At 63.4% G+C, this 19,688-nt stretch carries 14 protein-coding genes and 1 riboswitch; of the genes, 5 read left to right on the forward strand and 9 right to left on the reverse strand.

Annotated elements, in window-relative coordinates; all coding sequences use genetic code 11:
• Positions 1-125 precede the first annotated feature (125 nt).
• Positions 126-1,085 carry a hypothetical protein gene (locus ACYVAN_RS02335; RefSeq protein WP_460955067.1) on the forward strand — a complete coding sequence of 320 codons (960 nt, stop codon included), beginning with the start codon at positions 126-128 and terminating at the stop codon, positions 1,083-1,085.
• 310 nt (positions 1,086-1,395) lie between these two features.
• Here ACYVAN_RS02335 and ACYVAN_RS02340 read toward each other — a convergent pair whose 3' ends face one another.
• Together ACYVAN_RS02340 and ACYVAN_RS02345 are read right to left on the reverse strand one after the other, a co-directional pair.
• The gene (locus ACYVAN_RS02340; RefSeq protein ID WP_460955069.1) at positions 1,396-2,760 is read right to left on the reverse strand and encodes a serine hydrolase domain-containing protein; all 1,365 of its coding nucleotides are present in this window, start codon (positions 2,758-2,760) and stop codon (positions 1,396-1,398) included.
• 82 nt (positions 2,761-2,842) lie between these two features.
• Complete coding sequence (locus ACYVAN_RS02345; protein WP_460955071.1) at positions 2,843-4,243, reverse strand: APC family permease; 1,401 nt, start codon at positions 4,241-4,243, stop codon at positions 2,843-2,845.
• Between the two features lie 297 nt (positions 4,244-4,540).
• Positions 4,541-4,773, forward strand: a riboswitch (cobalamin riboswitch).
• Positions 4,774-4,910: 137 nt separating this feature from the next.
• Between ACYVAN_RS02345 and metE the strand changes: the two genes are divergently transcribed.
• A complete protein-coding gene (gene metE / locus ACYVAN_RS02350) occupies positions 4,911-7,199 on the forward strand; it encodes a 5-methyltetrahydropteroyltriglutamate--homocysteine S-methyltransferase (protein WP_460955073.1) in 2,289 nt (762 codons plus the stop codon).
• A gap of 53 nt (positions 7,200-7,252) precedes the next feature.
• On the opposite strand, the gene ACYVAN_RS02355 is transcribed toward metE, so the two are convergent.
• Complete coding sequence (locus ACYVAN_RS02355; RefSeq protein ID WP_460955075.1) at positions 7,253-8,206, reverse strand: CPBP family intramembrane glutamic endopeptidase; 954 nt, start codon at positions 8,204-8,206, stop codon at positions 7,253-7,255.
• A gap of 198 nt (positions 8,207-8,404) precedes the next feature.
• Positions 8,405-10,516 (reverse strand): transglycosylase domain-containing protein, encoded by a 2,112-nt coding sequence (locus ACYVAN_RS02360; RefSeq protein WP_460955271.1) that lies wholly within the window; start codon positions 10,514-10,516, stop codon positions 8,405-8,407.
• Positions 10,517-10,870: 354 nt separating this feature from the next.
• Here ACYVAN_RS02360 and ACYVAN_RS02365 point away from each other — a divergent pair, with 354 nt between their 5' ends.
• Positions 10,871-11,251 carry a hypothetical protein gene (locus tag ACYVAN_RS02365; RefSeq protein WP_460955077.1) on the forward strand — a complete coding sequence of 127 codons (381 nt, stop codon included), beginning with the start codon at positions 10,871-10,873 and terminating at the stop codon, positions 11,249-11,251.
• Here the strand turns inward: ACYVAN_RS02365 and ACYVAN_RS02370 are convergent.
• The 4 genes from ACYVAN_RS02370 to ACYVAN_RS02385 all read right to left on the reverse strand — a co-directional run bounded on the left by ACYVAN_RS02370 (position 11,248) and on the right by ACYVAN_RS02385 (position 15,413).
• Positions 11,248-11,649: a hypothetical protein gene (locus ACYVAN_RS02370; RefSeq protein ID WP_460955079.1), complete on the reverse strand. Its 402-nt coding sequence runs from the start codon at positions 11,647-11,649 to the stop codon at positions 11,248-11,250. The two genes, ACYVAN_RS02365 and ACYVAN_RS02370, sit on opposite strands and share 4 nt — an antisense overlap.
• On the reverse strand, positions 11,646-12,830 hold the full coding sequence (locus ACYVAN_RS02375; RefSeq protein WP_460955081.1) for an MFS transporter: 1,185 nt from the start codon (positions 12,828-12,830) through the stop codon (positions 11,646-11,648). Before ACYVAN_RS02375 ends, ACYVAN_RS02370 begins: the two co-directional genes overlap by 4 nt.
• Positions 12,831-12,993: 163 nt before the next feature.
• The gene (locus ACYVAN_RS02380) at positions 12,994-13,785 is read right to left on the reverse strand and encodes a DUF6319 family protein (protein WP_460955082.1); all 792 of its coding nucleotides are present in this window, start codon (positions 13,783-13,785) and stop codon (positions 12,994-12,996) included.
• A 128-nt stretch (positions 13,786-13,913) separates the two neighbouring features.
• Positions 13,914-15,413 carry a flavin-containing monooxygenase gene (locus ACYVAN_RS02385; RefSeq protein ID WP_460955084.1) on the reverse strand — a complete coding sequence of 500 codons (1,500 nt, stop codon included), beginning with the start codon at positions 15,411-15,413 and terminating at the stop codon, positions 13,914-13,916.
• A gap of 83 nt (positions 15,414-15,496) precedes the next feature.
• Between ACYVAN_RS02385 and ACYVAN_RS02390 the strand changes: the two genes are divergently transcribed.
• Together ACYVAN_RS02390 and ACYVAN_RS02395 are read left to right on the forward strand one after the other, a co-directional pair.
• On the forward strand, positions 15,497-16,123 hold the full coding sequence (locus ACYVAN_RS02390; RefSeq protein ID WP_460955086.1) for a TetR/AcrR family transcriptional regulator: 627 nt from the start codon (positions 15,497-15,499) through the stop codon (positions 16,121-16,123).
• 253 nt (positions 16,124-16,376) lie between these two features.
• A complete protein-coding gene (locus ACYVAN_RS02395) occupies positions 16,377-17,210 on the forward strand; it encodes a hypothetical protein (RefSeq protein ID WP_460955088.1) in 834 nt (277 codons plus the stop codon).
• A gap of 122 nt (positions 17,211-17,332) precedes the next feature.
• Here the strand turns inward: ACYVAN_RS02395 and ACYVAN_RS02400 are convergent, their stop codons facing one another.
• Positions 17,333-19,555: a 3-hydroxyacyl-CoA dehydrogenase NAD-binding domain-containing protein gene (locus ACYVAN_RS02400; RefSeq protein ID WP_460955090.1), complete on the reverse strand. Its 2,223-nt coding sequence runs from the start codon at positions 19,553-19,555 to the stop codon at positions 17,333-17,335.
• Positions 19,556-19,688: the final 133 nt, after the last annotated feature.

Raw genomic sequence — 19,688 nt, forward strand, 5'->3', positions numbered from 1 at the left:
GCCAGCAAGGGAACCTTTGCTCCAGATCTGACAGGAATGTTCCCTTGCTCCACCAGACTGTCCGACACGCACCCGAAAATTGAGCAAATCACGGTGAACCGCTGCGGCGTCCGCATATTCGGGTTATGGAAACCAACTCGCCCGTCGTTGCGACTCCCACGCACCAACCCCGCCGCGTGTTCCACGTGCGCGATCTGGAGAAGCTCGGCGTATCCCAGTCAACGTCGTACCGTCGTGCCCGTGCGGATGGCCCGTGGAGCCGGTTGGCTCCGGGGATCGTCCTCACTGCTCCGGGGCCTGCCACGACCGACGACCTGATTCAAGCCGCATTGTTGTGCGCGGGCCCGGACGCGATGATCACTGGTATGCACGGTGCTCGTTTGCACGGCTTGACGACCCCACCGCTGGACGAGCCGATCCACGTCCTGATTCCGCACAGCCGCAAGTTGCAGTGCCAGCCGTCCATCCGTTTCGAACGGACTACTCGATTGCCGACGCCTGTCCTGCGGGGCGGCATCCCGACCGCTCCGCTCGTACGCGCCGTGATGGACGGTGCGAGGACGTGGCAGACGCGCGCGTTCACCGAGGATCTGTTCGTCGAGGCCATTCAGCGCGGGCAGCAGTGCCACCCGCAGCAGTTGATCCAAGAGATGGAGTTGGGCAGCCGCCGTGGAACCGGGCTCCCCCGTGCGCTCTTGCGGTCGATGACGGTCGAGGTTCGTTCGATTCCGGAGCTACGCGCGTTCAAGCTGCTCGATGCTTCAGACCTACCGAAACCGTTGTGGAACACTCCAGTGTTCAGTACCGGTGGAGAGTACGTCGGCTGTCCCGACGCGTGGTTCGACGATGTCGGGATGGCCGTGGAGATCGACTCTTTCGAGTTCCACTTCACGAAGTCCGGGTACTCGAACACGATGCGGCGAAACACGCGGTATGCCACCCATGGTGTCCTCGTCGTCCAGATTTTGCCTGGTCGTCTCGTCAAGGAGCCACAAGCGGTGGTTGACGACATCCGTCAGGCGTACTTCACCGCACGCGTACGACCGAGGTGTGAAGTGTATTCCGAACGCCCTTGGGATCCTTAGCGTTTCCGCAAGACACCGGACTGACGCATCGTTCGACGCGACCCTCGAGGAGGTTGACCCGAACTTCACCAAACCCGGGTGGACACCTGAGCTCCGGTTGCCGGCGGCTGTCTCCGTCCGCAACCGGAGCCGGCCTTCCTGCCATCAAGGAGGATCCACCCACCCGGGGCCTTACAGTGCGGCGATCAGTCCTCTTCGCAGGGCCTCGCCGCAGCTGACCCGCGCTGTGTCTCCTACGGCAAGTCCAGTCCCGCAAGGAGCAAGGGAACCTTTCTTCCACGTGTCCCGCTCGGTCCGTCCTCGCGCCGACTTAGAATTCGGCAGTTCTCCAGCCTTCCACACCGCCGGGCACAGGCGCTTCGGACGCATACGGCTGGCGAGTGAAGATAAAGGTGTTCAGATCCAAGTAGGTTGGCTCACCTTGTTCGTTCCTGCCGACCCTCAGTGGTTCCCCCGCGAAGTAGCCGTCAAGTCCCGTCCAGCTTCCGTCTTGGTTGGAGCGGAATCTGGAAGCACGTCCCTTTCCGTTCCAGGGAACTAGATCGAGCAGTCCGTCCGGCAGAATCCGCAGCACGTACGGTGTGGGGCCCCAGAACCACTGGCCGGTGAGGTTCAACAGCGACGCTTCTACGCCGGGTCCCGGAGTCCAGGCCGGCGGGATCCTTGGTTCGTGCTCTTCGAGAATGTCCAGCAGGTCGGTGGCGAGTACCGAACCGACGCCGGCGGTTGTGTTGGCCATGAACACCACGCCGGTGCGCTGCGCGGGTTCGGCCAGCACAGCAGCCAGAAACCCCGGCATGGAACCGCCGTGTCCTGCGAGTCGACGACCGCGGTGACGCATCAGCTGAATACCGAGCCCGAATCCGGCCCGCCATTCGGCCCCGTCGTCGACCGCGCCAGGAGCACACATTTCGGTGAGGGTATCCGGGTGCAGGACGTCGGCGGTGTCACCGTTGATGAACCGCAGCCAGCGCACCATGTCTTCGATGGTCGACCACAATTGGCCTGCGGGAGCCATCGCGCCAGCATCCTCGGCGGGTTCCGGCATGACCACGTCGGCCCACGGGTGCACAGCGAACCCGTCAGCGTGCGGTGCCGTCGGGTGCGAGGTTGTTCTCGTCATGCCCAACGGGTCCAGGATTTCGCTCTGCAGTGTTTCGGCCCAGCTTTGCCCGGAGAGTCGGGAAACCAACTCGCCCAGCACACCGAAACCGGTGTTCGAGTAGTGGAATACGTGCGTTGGAGGTGGGCGCAGCTCGCTCTCGTCGATGTTCGACAGGAACTCTTGCACGTCGGTTCCGGGAACCCGCTCCCACCACGGCCCGGCTGGTTCCGCACTGAGGCCACTTGAATGGGTGAGGACCTGTTCGATACTGCGGTTTCCCACGGCGGTCCCGGGAACGTGTTGGTCAATCCGGTCGGAGAGGGCCAAGCGGCCTTGATCTCGCAGCCTCATGACCAGGACCGCGACGAAGGTCTTGGTGATCGACCCTATGCGGTATTGCGTATCGACGGTTGGTCGCTGCCCATCGACCGTCCCCCTGGAATCGGCCCAGATCATCTCGCCATCACGTACGAGACCCGCAGTCAGCGACGGGACCCGGTTCTCACTCTGTTCCACTGCCAACCGCCGCAGCAAGGCGCGCTGGGTGGTGGGCAACAAGCTCGTCAGCATTCGCACATGCTGTCACGTGCGGCCCGGCAGCAAGGGAACCTTCCGTTCAGATGTGCGCGAAAGGTTCCCTTGCTCGCACGGTTCATGCCCGGGCGCTGCGAAGCTGCTCGTCTGCTCCCGGCCCTGGTGGGATGCGCGGAACCGACAGAAAGAAGACCGCGCCGATACCCCAGAAGAGGATGGTGATCATCCATTCGTAGGGCCATGACAGAGCTGCCGGCATTCCTGGTAGCGCGAGGAGGATCAGCATGGCGCTCAGTAGGATTGCCGCCACCCCGATACCCCAGGGCCGGCGAACGCGAAACGGTCGCTCGAGTTCAGGTTCGCGACGCCGCAGCACGAGGAAGGACACGGATACGAGCAAGTATCCCACGACGATGTTGACCGCTCCCGCGTTGGACAACCATGTCAACATTTGTTCACCGAACAGTGGCGCGATCATGCTTATCCCGCCAATGAAAAGAATTGCATTGCTGGGCGTTCTGTACTTTGGGTGTATCTTGGCGAACCATGCTGGGAGCATTTTGGACTTTCCCATGGCGTAGACGAGTCTGCTGGACCCGATGAGTAGCCCGTTCCAGCTAGTCAGGATGCCTGCCACACCGCCGACTATGAGGAGGCCACCCATCGTGTCGCTGTTCCATAGCGCTGCCATGGCCGTGGCGGTAGCCAAATCGGAGCTTTGAATCTCATGCAGTGGAATCGCGGTTCCGACGGCTATCTGGATTAGCACGTACCAGGAAGTGGCAAGCACCACGGAGAGCACGAGCAGTTTGCCGACCTGCCGACTGGGGAGCTGGGTCTCTTCTGCGGACTGGGGGATCACGTCGAACCCGAGGAACAGGAACGGTGTCGCCACAACGACACCCATGATTCCCATCGTTCCGCCGGTGAACAGCGGGTCGGCGTTGGCGATCGAACCACTGCCGAGAGAGCCGAACAGCAGACACGCACCTACGCCGAGCAAGAACAGCACACCTATCGACTGCAGTGTCGTCGCAGGTCGGACACCTACATAGTTAAGAATGGTGATCACGGCCGCTCCGGCGACGGCAACCATCGTCCATATCGCATAAACCGGGGATCCAGCGACGTGCCAGATCACTCCGGTAGACAGTTGCGGAACGAGGTAGGCGATCGTTTCAGGTAGCGCCACCGCCTCGAATGCGACGACGGAAACATAGCCGACGACGACAGCCCACGATGCGACAAATGCCCATCTCGAACCGAGGGCGCGGAGAACGTAGTGGTGTTCTCCGCCTGCTTTCGGCATCGCCGATACCAGCTCAGCATAGGTGAGACCGACCAGCGCTACGATCAGACCACCGATCACGAACGCGAGCGCGGATCCGAGCACACCAGCGTCGTCGATGTACTGACCGGCCAGGACAACCCAGCCGAATCCGATCATCGAACCGAATCCGACCGCCAATACGTCTTTACGTCTGAGTACTCGCTCGAACGGACGCTCATCACTGCTCATGTGCGCTCCCGAATGCCGGGACGGAAGTATCGAAGCCACATCCTGCAGCGAGCGGAAGAGGTTGACAATACCCGGACCGGCACGCGGTCCATCTCGTAGCCGCTTACTCCAAATGGGGCACGGCTCACCCTCTACAGCCGGGCTGAGCCCGTTTCACATACACCCGAGTAGCACGAGATTCCGACACCGAGCAAGGGAACCCTTCTTCCACAACTGAGAGAAAAGTTCCCTTGCTGACACCCCTGTGGTGAGACCCGGCACAAGGCGATGGGTCTTGCCATCCGGAGCCCAACGAGTAGGGTTCAGGACGCTGATGGTTCACCGGCGGCGAGGGATCGTGACCGGTGAGGCAAGAGGGAACCCGGTGTAACTCCGGGACTGCCCCGCAGCGGTGAGTGGGAACGAACGCCGTCGCCGCCCGTTTTCGGTCGGCAAAGCACTGGGCATGCCTGGGAAGCTGACGGCTAGTAGGAACATCCGAAATGGGACCGCCCACGAGTCCGAAGACCTGCCATCGGTGCGCACACCAGCGTGTGTGCGCTCGTCCGTGGCCTCGAGGGAGGGCGAGCGGGCACTGCGGCCACTCCACCGGACTGGTCTGCGGTACGCGTTCACCTCTTCGGGGCTGTCGGACTTGCCGTGTCACCGAGCTCGCGAGGAGAGAGCTTTGACCAGCACGATCGGATCGACCGTACTCGGATATCCGCGCATCGGGCCGCGCCGCGAACTGAAGCGGGCGTTGGAAAGTTACTGGGCATCCCGTATCGGGGAAGAAGAACTCAGGGATGTGGCCCGGACGCTACGCACGAACACGTGGCGGGAACTTCATGACGAAGGTGTGAACTCGGTACCGAGCAACACTTTCTCCTTCTACGACCAGGTGTTGGACACTGCTGTCACGTTCGGCGCAGTGCCCGAGCGGTACACGCGTCTGGGACTCGGACCGTTGGACACCTATTTCGCGATGGCACGAGGCGTTGAGTCGACGCCTCCACTCGAGATGACCAAGTGGTTCGACACCAACTACCACTACCTCGTCCCCGAGATCGGCCCGGATACGGAGTTCGCACTGGCCGACCGCACTCCCGTCGAGCAGTGCCACGAAGCTGCCGATATGGGCGTGCTCACCCGCCCGGTTGTGGTCGGACCGCTGACGTTCTTGTTGTTGTCCAAACCAGCACAGGGCTCCCCGAAATCGTTTCGTACCGTGGACAAGCTCGATGACCTGGTGCCCTCCTATGTCGATCTCTTGCGCGAGCTCCACGAAGCCGGTGTGGAGTGGGTCCAGTTGGACGAGCCGGCCTTCGCCGCCGACCGATCCACCGAAGAACTGGCTCTGCTGCGTCGCGCCTACGACGAAATCGCGCACGCGACCGACCGACCGAAGCTGATGGTGGCTCCCTACTTCGGAGATCCGAGGGAGGCGTTGGGCGTTCTCGCTGAGACCGATGTCGAGGCGATCGCCCTGGATCTCGTCGCAGGGCGGCCCGTTATAGATCGGCTGCCCGCCATCCATGGTCTGCGAAACAAGACCTTGGTCGCCGGCTTGGTGGACGGACGCAACATCTGGCGTACGGACCTGGACTCAGCACTCGGCACCGCCGCTACCCTTCTCGGGTTTGCCGGTGACGTGTCGATCGCGACATCGTGTTCGTTGCTGCACGTGCCCTATGACGTTGATGCCGAAACCAGCATCGACGAGGAGATCAAACCATGGTTGGCCTTCGCGAAGCAGAAGGTCTCCGAAGTGGTCCTGCTCAATCGTGCGCTACGAGACGGCCGGAATGCGGTGGCCGACGAACTCTCAGTTCAAAATTCGTTGATCGAAGCTCGGCGAAATTCAGCTCGTCGACATGACGGCAACGTCCGGCAACGGGTCAGGGATTTGACCTCAGGTGACTTTCAACGGCCCGACTACGCTGTTCGGCGCGAAGCTCAGCGACAAACCCTGAATCTGCCTCCGCTTCCCACCACGACCATCGGTTCGTTCCCGCAGACCAGTGACGTGCGGAAAGCTCGTGCAGCACTGCGCAACGGCACGATCGACCGGGCGACCTACAACCGTCGGATGTTCGACGAGATCGAACGCATCGTTCGGTTGCAGGAGCAACTCGGACTGGATGTTCTCGTCCACGGCGAACCCGAACGCAACGACATGGTCCAGTACTTCTCCGAACACATGTCCGGCTTCGTCAGTACGGACAACGGGTGGGTGCAATCGTACGGGTCTCGCTGTGTGCGCCCACCGATTCTCTTCGGCGATGTGTCCCGACCGCACGCGATCACCGTCGACTGGACGAAGCAGGCGCAACAGCTGACCGCAAAACCGGTGAAGGGGATGTTGACGGGCCCCGTCACCATCTTGGCTTGGTCGTTCGTTCGGGATGACCAACCACTCGCGGACACGGCGATGCAGGTCGGATTGGCCATCGGTGAGGAGGTTCGGGATCTCGAAGCAGCCGGCGTCGGCGTTGTACAGGTTGACGAGCCTGCGTTGCGAGAACTGCTTCCGCTCCGCAGAGAAGGTCACGAGGCGTATTTGAGTTGGGCTGTGGATTCGTTCCGGTTGGCCACGTCCGGTGTCGCGGATTCAACTCAGATCCACACGCACCTGTGCTATTCGGAGTTCGGTGATGTGATCGACGCGATCGTCGCTTTGCAGGCGGATGTCACCAGCATCGAAGCCGCGCGGTCCCGAATGGAGGTCCTCGACGATCTCAATGCGGTCGGGTTCGCTCGCGGCGTCGGCCCTGGCGTGTACGACATTCATTCACCTCGAGTGCCTGGGGTCGACGAGGTGGAAGAGTTGCTGCGTGCCGCGCTGCGGTCGGTCCCCGCGGACCGCCTGTGGGTTAATCCCGACTGCGGGTTGAAGACTCGTGGATACGCTGAAGTCGAGGATGCGTTGCGCAATACCGTGGCGGCCGCTGAGAAGGTGCGGGCCTCGCTCCGGTGACTCGTGAGCATGGGAACTTTTCTTTCATGTGTGGAAGAAAAGTTCCCATGCTCTCAACGCCTGCTGAGGCGACGAACGCCGCGGGTCAAACCGTCAGGGACGTGTTCCAGCTTCACCGGAAGCTTTCGGAGTAGGACGAGTAGCACGATCAGCAGGATGAGCACTATCCAACCGCTCCAGCTGAGCAAGCCCACGTGGGCATTGTTGATCGGGTTACCCGCGGCGACGAAGATCAGCGGCAGCCCGGCGGAGGCGTTCAGGAACCCGTGGGCGATAGCGGGCGGCCACACGCTGCGAGACACGAGCCGCAACCAGCCCAGCAGTACGCCCACGAGTGTGCAGAAGCAGACCATCATGATGAAGGAGACGACGACCGGAACTGTCGGATAGTTGTAGCCGAGAACCAGCACGGGGGCATGCCACAAGCCCCACAACACTCCTGTGACGAGGAATGCGCCGGGTTGCCCCAGCGGGATCAGGTTCGGCAGCAGGTATCCGCGCCAGCCCCATTCTTCCCCGAACGCTGCGGCGACGTTGAACCAGCCGAGAAGAAAGACTTGGGCGACTTCGGTCAGCGCGAGGGTGTTCGGGGATGTCTCGGGCTCGCCGATCACTTCGGTGTGGTTCTGTTCGGCCAGGCCGGAGAATCCCGTCCAGTCCGCGTGGTAAACGCCGAGCAGATCGCCCACCAGGAGGGCGAGCAGCATGACGACCGGTGGGCCGAGCCAGGCGACAAGCGAGTACCGCCACCATGATCGAAACCCGCCCGGGGACCGGATGCCCGTGGCGCGGAGGAGGTCGGGTTTCGGGCTGACCCATTTGCTCACGACGAAGGTAGCGACGGCCGGCATGAACATCATGGCGGTGAGCACGAGCGGCGCCCATTGCCACAAGAGCCCCTGTCCGGTGATCCACATGGGGAGGGTCAACAACCATGCCGGAACGTAGGCGATGGCTACGAAGCTGACCGTCCCACGGACATCGACGCGATCCTGCTCGGTGTTCACCTCCTCATCCTGCCAAGAGATGTGATCTGCGCGAACGCCCGGCAGGGGTTGCGGTGCGCAGCATGGGAACTTTTCTTTCACGTGTGGAAGAAAAGTTCCCATGCTGTCTACCGAAAGGCGGCGGGCTCCTTCAGGGCGAAGGAGCTTCCTGCACGGTCACCGAGAGCACCGGCGCCTTCGGTGACCGTGGATGCAGACCTACGGGGCAGGTACACCGGGCAGAGGGGCCGGTGGCAGGCCAGCGTGCACCTCGGTCATGGCGTCGTACCAGGTGCGTGCGGGCACCTTGCCGCCATAGATGTTTCCGCCGTTTGTCCCGCACAGGAACGGCGGCGCGTCACCACCGCTGTCGCAGATCCCTTCGGGCCTGTTGCCGTCGGCGTAGGTGAGCACCGCGCCGGCCATCTGCGGCGTGGCGGCCAGGAACGCGGCCGAGCGGTGTTGCTGCGTTGTACCGGTCTTGCCGATCAGGGGACGTGTCCAGCCCGCCGCTTCGGCGGCGCGTTGGGAAGTTCCCTCGGTGTGGTCCTTGCTGAGGCCTTCGGCGAGTGCGCGTGCGACCTCGGGTGTGACCGCTTGATCGCAGGGCTGCTCTTCGATCGGGATGATGTTGCCGTGCCGGTCCTTGACTTCTTCGATCGGAGTCGGTGGGCAGAACGTGCCGCCGCTCATGATCGTGGCGGCGACGTTGGAGAGCTCAAGCACGCTGGTCGGTGTGTAACCGAGGGTGAAGGCCCCGCGGTTGTTCTCCTTGATCGCTTGGCCTTGAGAGGGCCCGTTCGAACCGTCTTCACTGAGTGGTTGTCCATTTTCGTTCACTTCGTTCATCCCGCGCCGCAACCCGAGACGGGACGCCATGTCGACCACGTTGTTGAGTCCCACTCGTTCCTGCAGCGCCACGAAAGCGGTGTTCGGCGATTTCGCCAGCGCCATCTGCAGCGTTTGCGGGCCCGATTGAACGCCTTCCGCGTTTCCGACGGTGTACGGCGCCGTGCCGTTCTTGTAGACGCTGGAGGTGTATGTGGGTGGTACGGCGATGACGTCTTGCGGATTCATGCCCTGTGCGAATGCGGCGGCGGCAGTGAACACCTTGTAGATCGACCCTGCACCGAAGGGCTGAACCTTGCTGACGATGTCGTAGGCGGTCTGTCCCTTGCTGGCGTCGTTTCCGAAGTCGCGGTTCGCCACAAGCGCACGGACCTTGTGCTTGTCCGTGCCTGGTTCGACGACTGCCATCGCGTTCGCGATGCCGTCGGTCTGTGTCGGGACTTGTTTCTCGGCCGCGTCCTTCGCCGCGTCGGTGGCGGTGCGGTCGAGGGTGGTGCGGACGGTGAGTCCGCCGGTGTCCAGCCGGTCCGAGTCGATTCCGGCACGTTCGAGGTAATCCGTCACGTATGTGCAGAAGAACCCGTCTGTGGTCCCGTCACCGACACCCACGCAGCCGTTCGGAGGTCGACCGAGTGGCGTCAGCACGCCGAGTGGTTCCTTCTTGGCTTCGGCCGCGTCCTTTTCGGTGATCCGCATGTTGTTGTGCGGATCGGACATGAGGTCGATGACGAGGTTGCGGCGTTCGAGTGCTTCTTCGGGGTTCGTGTGCGGATTCAGGGACCCCGGCTGATTGACGATCGCGGCGAGTAGCGCTGACTGCGAAATGGTCAGTTTGTCGGGGGTGGTGCCGAAATACGTTTGGGCCGCCGCCCCGACTCCGAAGGTTTGATTGCCGTAGGGCACCACATTGAGGTATCCGGTGAGGATTTCCTCCTTGGTCATGGTGCGTTCGAGCTCGACGGCGACCTTTGCTTCGCGGAGCTTACGGGCGATGGTGGTTTCCTTGGCCCGCTCGGCGTCTACGCGAGAGTCGGCGACGACGTGCACGAGGTAGTTCTTGACGTACTGCTGGGTGATCGTCGAGGCACCTTGGGTGGTTCCCCCAGTGCTGATGTTCGTGGCCAGCGCACGCATGGTGCCCTGCCAGTCGACGCCCTCGTGTTCCCAGAATCGCTTGTCTTCGACAGCGGTGATGGCGGCTTTCATCGTGTCCGCGATTTCACCTGGACGCGTCTCGACCCGGTAGTCATCGAAAAAGTAGGCGATCGGCTCGCCGTCCTTGTCGGTGACAGTCGAGACCTGCGGCATGTCCCGCCTGGCCAGGGATCCGGACATATTCGACATGGCGGTCGTGGTCTCGTTGACGGCGGCTCCAGCGCCGACCGCCAGCGGCATCATCAGGGTCGCGACCAGCACTCCGGCCAGTACGCACAGCCCGAACATTTTCAATAGTACGCCGCTGCGCACTCCAGCCCCAATCATCAAGTGTCGATGCGACTTGATCAAGCACCGCGGGTCGCCCGTGGCAGCTTAGGCCTCAGCCCGATCACTGCGGGCACCGCGTGGCGGGTGTCGGCACTCTCGCCGTCGAGCGTGTCGATCCGTGCTTGCCAGCTATCACTCATTGGTTTGATATCACATCTACCCGACGGTGAAGCACGACACCGACAGCCGGGACCTTCAAACCAAGAGGGACGTTTTCGCAGTTCAAAGCGCCACGTACGTGAAAAGGCGTCCCAGTGCGCCGCATTCCGGCTCTTCTTGGCGATCAATTGACTACACTTGGTCACCAACGATGAGGAAACACCACACCTCGAACGCCACCTCGGAGGACTCATGACTGACCCGTTTTTGGACTCGCTGGCGACGGCCTTGGCAGGCCAGGCCGCCGGCGTCCTCGGCTCTGCCGGTTCGACCGCACTGGAGAAGGTCCGTGGGTTGATCCGGGGACGTTCAGAGCAGGATCCCGAGATGGGGGCGGCGCTCGAAGCAGCCGAGCAGCCCGCGGCGGAAGAACCTACGGTGCGAGCACTCGCCGAACGGCTGGATCGAGCAGCGACCCAAGATCCGGAGTTCGCGCAGCAGTTGCGTTCTGACGGCGCCGAAGTGCACCGCGAAGTCACAGCTTCCGAACAAAGCGTCGTGAACACGGTTTCCGGTAATGCGGACAAGGTGATCCAGGCGCGGGAGATCCACGGCGGGATCACTTTCAACTAGCGGCCTTGTTCGGCCTCGTTGAGTTCCGCGAGGTACTTGTTGTAAGCGGCGAGTTCGGGATCTTCGTCGTCGGTCACCGGTTCCGCAGGCGGAGGAACCAGTGGGCGTGTGCGAACGGAGTGTCGCCCTGGCCCTTCCGGGGCGGCCTCTTCTTCGGGTCGCGGCTCGTCGCCTTCAGCTCGTTCCTCCATGCCCATTCGGACGACCCGCTGCCACAGGAAGAGGGTGAAGGCACCGAACAGCGGCCACTGCAGTGCGTAGCCGAGATTCTGAAAGCTACCGCCTGCATCGTTGGCTCGGCCCCACTGCCACCAGGCGAGCAAGCCGGTGGTGATGACGGCAGCGAGGAACAAGGCGTGCAGCAGCAGCCACTTGGGGGTCAGCAGGCTGCGAGTCACCCTTCGGATTCTAGGCGCTCGGTTCGGCTCGTGGTCGCCACCTCCACGTTGTGGATCCGAGCGAGAAGTGGTGTGCACGCGAGCACTGCTGCCGCGGCGATACCGAACGTCACCGGGTAGGTGGTGGTAGTCACGAGTACGCCGAAACTGACCGCGCCGATCCCGCTTCCGGCGTCGTAGGCGATGTTCCAAACGGTGCTGGCGACTCCCGAGTCAGAGCGCTCGAACATAAAGACGAGTGTTGAGTTCTGCACGGCCCCGAAACCCATTCCCAGAGCGAACGCCCCGGGCAGCGCGATCATCGGCTGCGCGGCAGTTCCGACCGCGACGAGGACGAGGCCGAGTGCGGCCATCAGCACCGCGGGACTCAGCACTCGTCGTGTACCGAACCGGTCGCCCAGCACACCGGCGAGCCATCGTCCGGTCACGACGGCGAATCCGAAGGCGAGCAGGAGGGCGGAGGGAAGCGCTCCCGGAATCGCCAGTGGCACGAAGCTGAGGAATCCACCTGCGGTCAGCGAGACCGTGGTCATCACCAACCACGGCAGCAGGAGCGCAGGCGAAAAGCCGCCTGCGCGGCGCTCCTCCATCGACGTCGAGCGCACCGGGGAAACGCTCACTGCCGCCACGGTGCCCAGTACCGGAAGTGCCGTGGCAATCCAGAACAGCGCCTCATATCCGATGTGGTGGGCGAGCCACACTCCGGTCGGGAGCAGCAGAACGTTCGGCAGCCCGGCTGCGATCCCGTACAGGCCGGCGGCACGACCGCGTTGTTCGGTAGGCACGAGTTCGGCGATGAGGGCACTACCGGACACGGTGAGCAGCCCGAAGCCGACGCCTCGGAGGCCTGAGACGCCGAGCAGGGTGGTCAAATCGGTCGACATCATGAAGAGCGGCGTTGGCGCACCGACCAGAAGGGTGCCCGCGCCCAGCGCGAACCGATGGTCCACCCTTCGCAGCAACCACGGCATGCCGAGCTGTGTCAGTACTGTGACCAGCATGAATATGCCATTGGTGATGCCGGCTACGACCTCACCTGCTCCACCTTCGACTGCCCATTTCGGCACGACCGGGAGCAGCAGGACATAGCCTGCGAAACCTCCGAAAGTGGCGAGGAGGAGATGCAGTATCGATCGCATGCGCAACAACGACGCTGCGGTCGCGTCCTCCGAAGCTGACATGTGATCTCTCGAATTCTGGTCGCGTCTCCACATGCGGTGTGCAGCCGGGGCCAGGTTGGGCGCGGCGGTCCGCAGCGTGCTGGTTCAGCATGCCGCATGGGAACCTTTCTCCCAGATGTGGCAGAAAGGTTCCCTTGCTTCATCCGGCCTGGTGGCGGATTGGTCAGTCGGCGAGGTCGTCGAGCTTGCGCTGGGCTTCGGCGAGTTCGTTCTGGAGCGCTTCGACACGCTTGCGTTGCTGTTCGCGAGCTGCCTGGAGCAATGGTTCGACTGCTTCGGCGACATCGTCGTGCAGCGTCTTGGCGGCCTGGGCGACCGCGGAGGCCGCTACGGGTGTGGGTCGAAGCATGCGCTTCTTCCCGGTGGTGACTTCGACGTTCCACTGTCCGGACTCGTCCGCGGTCAGCGTGACTGTTGCACCACTGGGTTGGCGGGGTTTGCGGCGCGAGTTGGCGGCGGGAGTCGAGCTCGACGCTCCTGCCCCGGTCGCTGGCTTGGCGTCGGCTGGTTTCGCATCGCCGGTTTTCGATTCCCGGGCTGCGGTTCCGGCCGATTTGCCGGTGCTCGTGCTCGTCTTCGACTCGGCCCGTTTCGCTTTCTGCGGGCGGTCGGTCGACGCTGCGGGTTCGTTGACGGGTGCGGCCGTCGTGTCTTGTTTCGCGGCCGTTGGCGATGTGGATTTCTTCGCGGCGGGCTCCGGTTGTTTGCGCTTGCGTGGCGGCTTGACGGTCGTCACCTCTCCGACGGAGAAGGACAGCACGTCCTTGGAGCCTGCTGGGCGAACCTGGATGAAGTCACCTTCGGCCGGCTCATCCAGCGCGACCACTTTTCCTGATCTACCTTCGGGTACACCGACGGCCGACGACGTGAACCACACCGTCGGCGTACTGCCGGAGGTCAATTCTTCCCGGAGGCCGCGAACCTCATCGGACGACAGTGCGCGGGCCTGAGACATCGGCGCCCCTCGGTAAAGGGTGGGAGCCCCGCCGCACCTGGAAATAGCGGACCGCTCTGGCGGTCACTGTGGGCTGAGGGCTGATTCGACAGTGACCGCCAGAGCATATCGAACTCTCGTGCGAAGCCTCAACGGCGTCCGGCAGCTTGGATTTCGAAGTCAGCCGGATTCGCCTTGCGGGTGCGCAGCCAGTAATTCCAGGTGAATCCGGGCCATACCGTACGGTTCACGCCGTTCTCGTCGAGGTACCAGCTCTGGCAACCGCCTTCCGACCAGACTGCGTCGCCGAGTTCGGATTGGATCTGGGCGTTGAACTCGTCCTGCACCGACTGGCGCACGTCGATCTGGTCGATCTTCCCGTCGAGGATGGGGCGCAGACAGCTGAGCACGTAGTTGATCTGCGATTCGATCATGAACACGACGGAGTTGTGTCCGAGACCCGTGTTCGGCCCCAGCAGGAAGAACATGTTCGGGAATCCGGAGACCGTGATACCCAGGTGCGCTTCCATGCCGTTGCGCCAGGCGTCCTGGAGCTTGCGTCCACCCCGGCCGATGATCGCGAGGTCGTCGAAGGCGTCGGTGACGTGGAATCCGGTGCCGAAGATGATGGCGTCGACGGAATGCTCTTGGCCGTCACCACTGACGACCGAGTTCTCCCGAACTTCGGTCACACCGTCGGTCCGCAGGTCCACGTTGGGCCGGTTGAGCGCCGGATAGTAGTCGCTGGAGAGCAGGATCCGCTTGCAGCCCATCGAATACTGCGGTGTGACGGCCTTGGCCACTGCCGGGTCTTTGACGGTTTTGCGGATGTAGCGCTTGGCGAGCTTCTCGGAGATCTTTCCGAGGAACCTGCTCCGCAGAACGGCGACGGATCGGAATTCCAGGGTCCAGTAGACGAGGGATCGGGCGAGGCGCTGCAGTCCCGGAACACGCCGGAACCAGCGTTGCATCCGCTCGGGAATGGGGTGGTCCGGTTTCGCTTGGATCCATGGGGGCGTGCGCTGGAAGAGGTGCAGTCGGGACACCTTCTTGGCGACTTCGGGGACGAACTGGATCGCGCTGGCACCTGTGCCCACAACGGCGACCTGTTTGTCTTCGAGTTCGTAGTCGTGGTTCCAGTCCGCGGAGTGGAAGACCTCGCCTTCGAACCGTTCGATCCCGGGCAGGTCCGGGTAGCTCGGGATGTGGAGTGCGCCGACGCCCATGACCAGAGCGCGGCCGACGTATTCGGTTCCGGATTCGGTGGTGAGGTGCCAGTGGCGTGTGTCTTCGTCGTACTCGGCACCGGTGAACGTGACGCCGTAGTGGATGTGTTCCCGCACGCCGTATTTGTCGGCGCAGCGCTGCAGGTAGTCGGAGATTTCCTGCTGGCCTGCGAAGAGCCTGGACCAGTCCGGGTTCTGCTCGAACGAGAACGAGTACATGAGGGAGGGTACGTCGCAGGCGCAGCCGGGGTAGGTGTTGTCGCGCCACGTTCCGCCGAGGTCCTCGTCCTTCTCCAGCACGATGAAGTCGTGGATTCCGGCTTCTTTCAGTTTGATCGCGGTTCCCAGCCCGGAAAATCCGGTGCCGACGATGACGACGGAGGTGTCGTATCGCTGCTGCTGGTCCGACTGTGTTTGCACCATGTCCGGGCCTCCTTCTGCTGCCCCAGCCTGCCTACTCGAAGGTAGGCTACTACGAGTAGGTTACTTGCGGTAGGGTTGGTTTCGTGGAGATCGGGCAAGCAGCAGCAACGCACACGGCTACGACCGCCCCCCGCAAGCGCGTTTCGCGCGCCCAGCGGGAGCGGGAGATCGTCGCGGTCGCCGAGGAAGTGTTCGCGACCGAGGGCTACCAAACCGCGTCGATGGATCACATCGCCCAGCGCGTCGGCCTGTCGAAACCGATGCTCTACGAGTACTTCGGTTCCAAAGAGGGCCTGCTGATCGCGTGCGTGGAACGGGCCAAGCGGGAGTTGCTGGAGTGCACCAGCGCCGCCGCCGCCAACGCGGGAAATCCGGAGCAGTTGATGTACGACTGCCTGCTGGCCTTCTTCAAGTTCGGCGACGACCACCAGCAAGCATGGGAGCTGCTGCGGAACGAGACCGCTCTGCCCAACAGCACGGTCCATTCCGAGCTCGAGGCCATCCGGATGCAGCAAACCGAGTTCACCGCCGAGCTGCTGCGCGTTGCCCGCCCGGAGCTCGACTCGGTGCGCTTGGAGGCGTTCGCCGAAGCGATCATCGGTGCGTGCGAGCGGTTGGCGCTGTGGCGTGAGCGCAGGCCCGAGATCACACCCGAGATGGCCACCGAGCACCTCATGGCGATGTTGACCCCCAGCCTCACGCTCGACTGAACTCCTCGCGGGGTCCTCGCACCCCGGTAACTCGGAGACCGATTACCACACTTCGCATCACTGGTTGTGAAAACCACTCATTCGTGCGGTCTCTCAAATCTGACGGTCAAGATCGGCAGCTACCGGTCCGATGGGGAGCGCGTCGGCCGTCCGGGCACGAAGGTCCGAGCAGCCGTAACGAGATCGCCACACGCGTCGGATGTCGGCGCCGGTCGTGGTGGTCACGCCCCCGTCAGATCAAGGAGAACTGATCTTGCGTCCCTGGACCACCCGCACGATGCAGGCAGCCGTTGTGGCCGCGGGGTTCGCCGCGGTCGGGACCGCGAGCGCTTCCGCAGAGGAGGCATCCCCACTCCCGGCTCCGGACCTCTCGCAGGTGCCCGACGAAGTCGGCTTCTCGGTACCGGTGGACGCCTGCGAGATGCAGCAGGGCGCTGCCTTCCACCGGACCAAGGCGCCCTGCGTCGATGCCCAGGTCAAAGCGAGCTCTCCCAACCTGGTCAAGCAGGTCGGCGCGGACATCGTGACCACCACCCACGGAGTGGCGGGGGAGCTCCGGGACGGCCGCCCGATCCTCGCCCCCGGCAAACCCAACCGCATCCTCGGGCACCTGTTCGCGGAAACCACCCGCGTCGAGCAGATGACGAAGGCGCGGCCGACGATCTCCGCGGACGTACAACCGGACCACACCGGCGCGTTCGACCAGCATGCCAAGGAAGGCGGATTCTTCGAGGCCAAGATCGGCCCGCGGCAGCCCGACCACGAGGGCGTGTCGGCTGTGGATACAGCTGCGGAATTCACCGCGGCTCAGGGATACGAACTCGAACCGCTGGCCAATCCCGTCGGCGCGGTGGCACCCACCTTGCGGGATACGCCGCAGAACGGTTCGGGGCCGACCTTGCCGAAGCTGGGGCACGTCGCTCCGATCGCGAATGACATGCCTGCCCTCGCCATGGTGGACAACAAGCTTGCGGATGCCACCCACAAGCTCGGCCGGGATGTCGCGACGGGTCTGCCCAAGCTGCCGCCGAGCAAGGGCCTCGATTCGGTTCCCGGCGCCGGACTTGTCGAGCACATCTTGGGCTGAGTCTGTTCAGCGCTGCGGTCGTTCAATAGACGACCGCGGGGAGGGGTGGATCGAGTGTCCACCCCTCCCCGCGGTTCTGCTTTCGGTGACAGGAAAGTGCCCTTCCTGCCACGTCCGGGCGGTCAGGCTGCCGAGGTGGCCGTCACCACGTCCCGGTCGGTTTCACCGAGTTCGAACACCTCGCCGCTTTCGGCCTTGCGCACCAGAGAAGCCGGCGGGTCGAACCGCTGTCCGTAACGTTCGGCGAGCTCCGTTGCCCTCGCCACGAAGCCCTTGATTCCACCCTCGTAACCGTTGATGTACTGGATGACACCACCGGTCCAGGCCGGGAAGCCAATACCGAAGATGGAACCGATGTTGGCGTCGGGCACCGAAGTGAGGACGCCCTCGTCGAAGCACCGGACCGTTTCGAGTGCCTGAACGAACAGCAACCGTTCCTTGAGGTCGGTGAGGTCGACTTCGCTCGGGTTCACAGTGCCCGCCCCGAAGTGTTCCGCCAAGCCGGGCCACAGGTTGGTTCGCGCCCCGTCGACGTACTCATAAAAGCCGGCACCGCTGGACCGTCCCTTGCGATCGAACTCGTCGATCATGCGGTCGAGGATCGCGTCGGCCGGGTGCGGTGTCCACGTGCCGCCGTTGGCTTCGAGCGCGTTCTTCGTCTCTTCGCGGATCTTGCGCGGGAGCGTCAGGGTCAGCTCGTCGAACAGCTGCAGGACCGGCGCCGGGAACCCGGCTTGGGCGGAGGCCTGCTCGATGGAGGCAGCGTGCACCCCTTCCGCGAGCATTCCCACGCCTTCGTTGACGAAGGTGCCGATGACCCGGCTGGTGAAGAAGCCTCGGCTGTCGTTGACCACGATCGGGGTCTTGTTGATCTGTTGTACGACGTCGAACGCCTTGGCCAAAGCTTCGTCGCTGGTCTTCTCGCCGGTGATGATCTCCACAAGCGGCATCTTCTCGACGGGCGAGAAGAAGTGCAGGCCGATGAAATTGTCCGGCCGGCTCACGCCTTCGGCCAGACCGGTGATCGGCAGGGTGGACGTGTTCGAGCTGAGTAGGGCGTCCGAGGCTACGGCCGCTTCCGCTTCCGCGTAGACCTGATGCTTGATCTTGGTGTCTTCGAAGACGGCCTCGATCACCAGATCGCACCCGGCGAGCTGATCTGCCTTGTCGGTGGGCGTGATGCGTTCGAGCAGCGCGTCACGTTTGGCTTCCGTCGACCGTCCCCTGGCGATGGCCTTGTCGAGAATCTTGGCCGTGTAGTCCTTGCCCTTCTCGGCCGCCTCAAGGGAAACGTCCTTGATCACGACGTCCATGCCTGCCTTGGCGCAAACGTGGGCGATACCCGCGCCCATCATGCCGCCACCGAGCACGGCGACCTTGCTTGCCTTCCATTCGGCGATGCCGTCCGGGCGGCTACCTCCGGAGCTGATGTGCTGGAGGTCGAAGAAGAACGCCTTGCTCATGTTCTTGGCCGTCTGCCCGGACGCCAGCTCCACGAAGTAGCGGCCTTCGATGTCCAAGGCGGTTTCGATGTCGACCTGCGCACCTTCGACTGCCGCGCAGAGGATGTTGCGGGGCGCCGGCATCGGGGCGCCCTTGAGCTGCTTGCGGACGTTCGCCGGGAACGCGGGGAGGTTCGCGGCGAACTTCGGGTTGTCCGGTGCGCCGCCGGGGATCTTGTAGCCCTTCCGGTCCCACGGCTGAGTGGCGTCCGGATTTGCCTTGATCCATTCCTTCGCGTTCGTGATGAGTGAATCCGGGTCGTCGACCAGTTCGTCGAGCAGCCCGGTTTCCTTGGCGGCTTCGGCCCGCAGGCGTTGCCCTTGCGTGAGAACGTTCATGAGTGCGTCGGCGATTCCGAGCAGTCGTACGGTGCGGACGACACCGCCTCCGCCCGGCAGCAGCCCGAGGGTGACCTCGGGCAGGCCGAAACGCGCACTGGAGGAGTTCAGCGCGATCCGGTGGTGGCAGGCCAGTGCGATCTCGAGGCCGCCGCCGAGCGCGGTCCCGTTCAGGGCGGCCACGACCGGGATTCCGAGCGTTTCGAGTTTGCGCAGCTGGCGCTTGACGATGGCGGTGGTTTCGCTGGTTCGCGCGGCCGTTTCCGGCCGGGCCTTGATGAGATCGTGGAGGTCGCCACCTGCGAAGAACGTCTTCTTGGCCGAGGTGAGGACGACACCGGTGATGTTGTCGCGTTCGGCTTCGAGGCGCTGCAGGGTTTCTTCCATGGAGCGCACGTAGCGCTCGTTCATTGTGTTGGCCTGCTGCTGCGGGTCGTCCAGGGTGAGCACGACGATGCCGTCGGCGTCGCGATCAGCCCATCGAATGGTGCTCTGCTCGCTCATGGGTCTTGTCCTTCGGAGTGTGTGGAGTGCCGCGGTTCTGCGGTGATTCGACGCGTCTGCTCGCTGACAGCAAGGGAACTTTTCTCCCACATGTGGAAGGAAGGTTCCCTTGCTGCCACGGGCGGCCGGTGCC

The organism is Parasphingorhabdus pacifica (genome assembly GCF_054779195.1).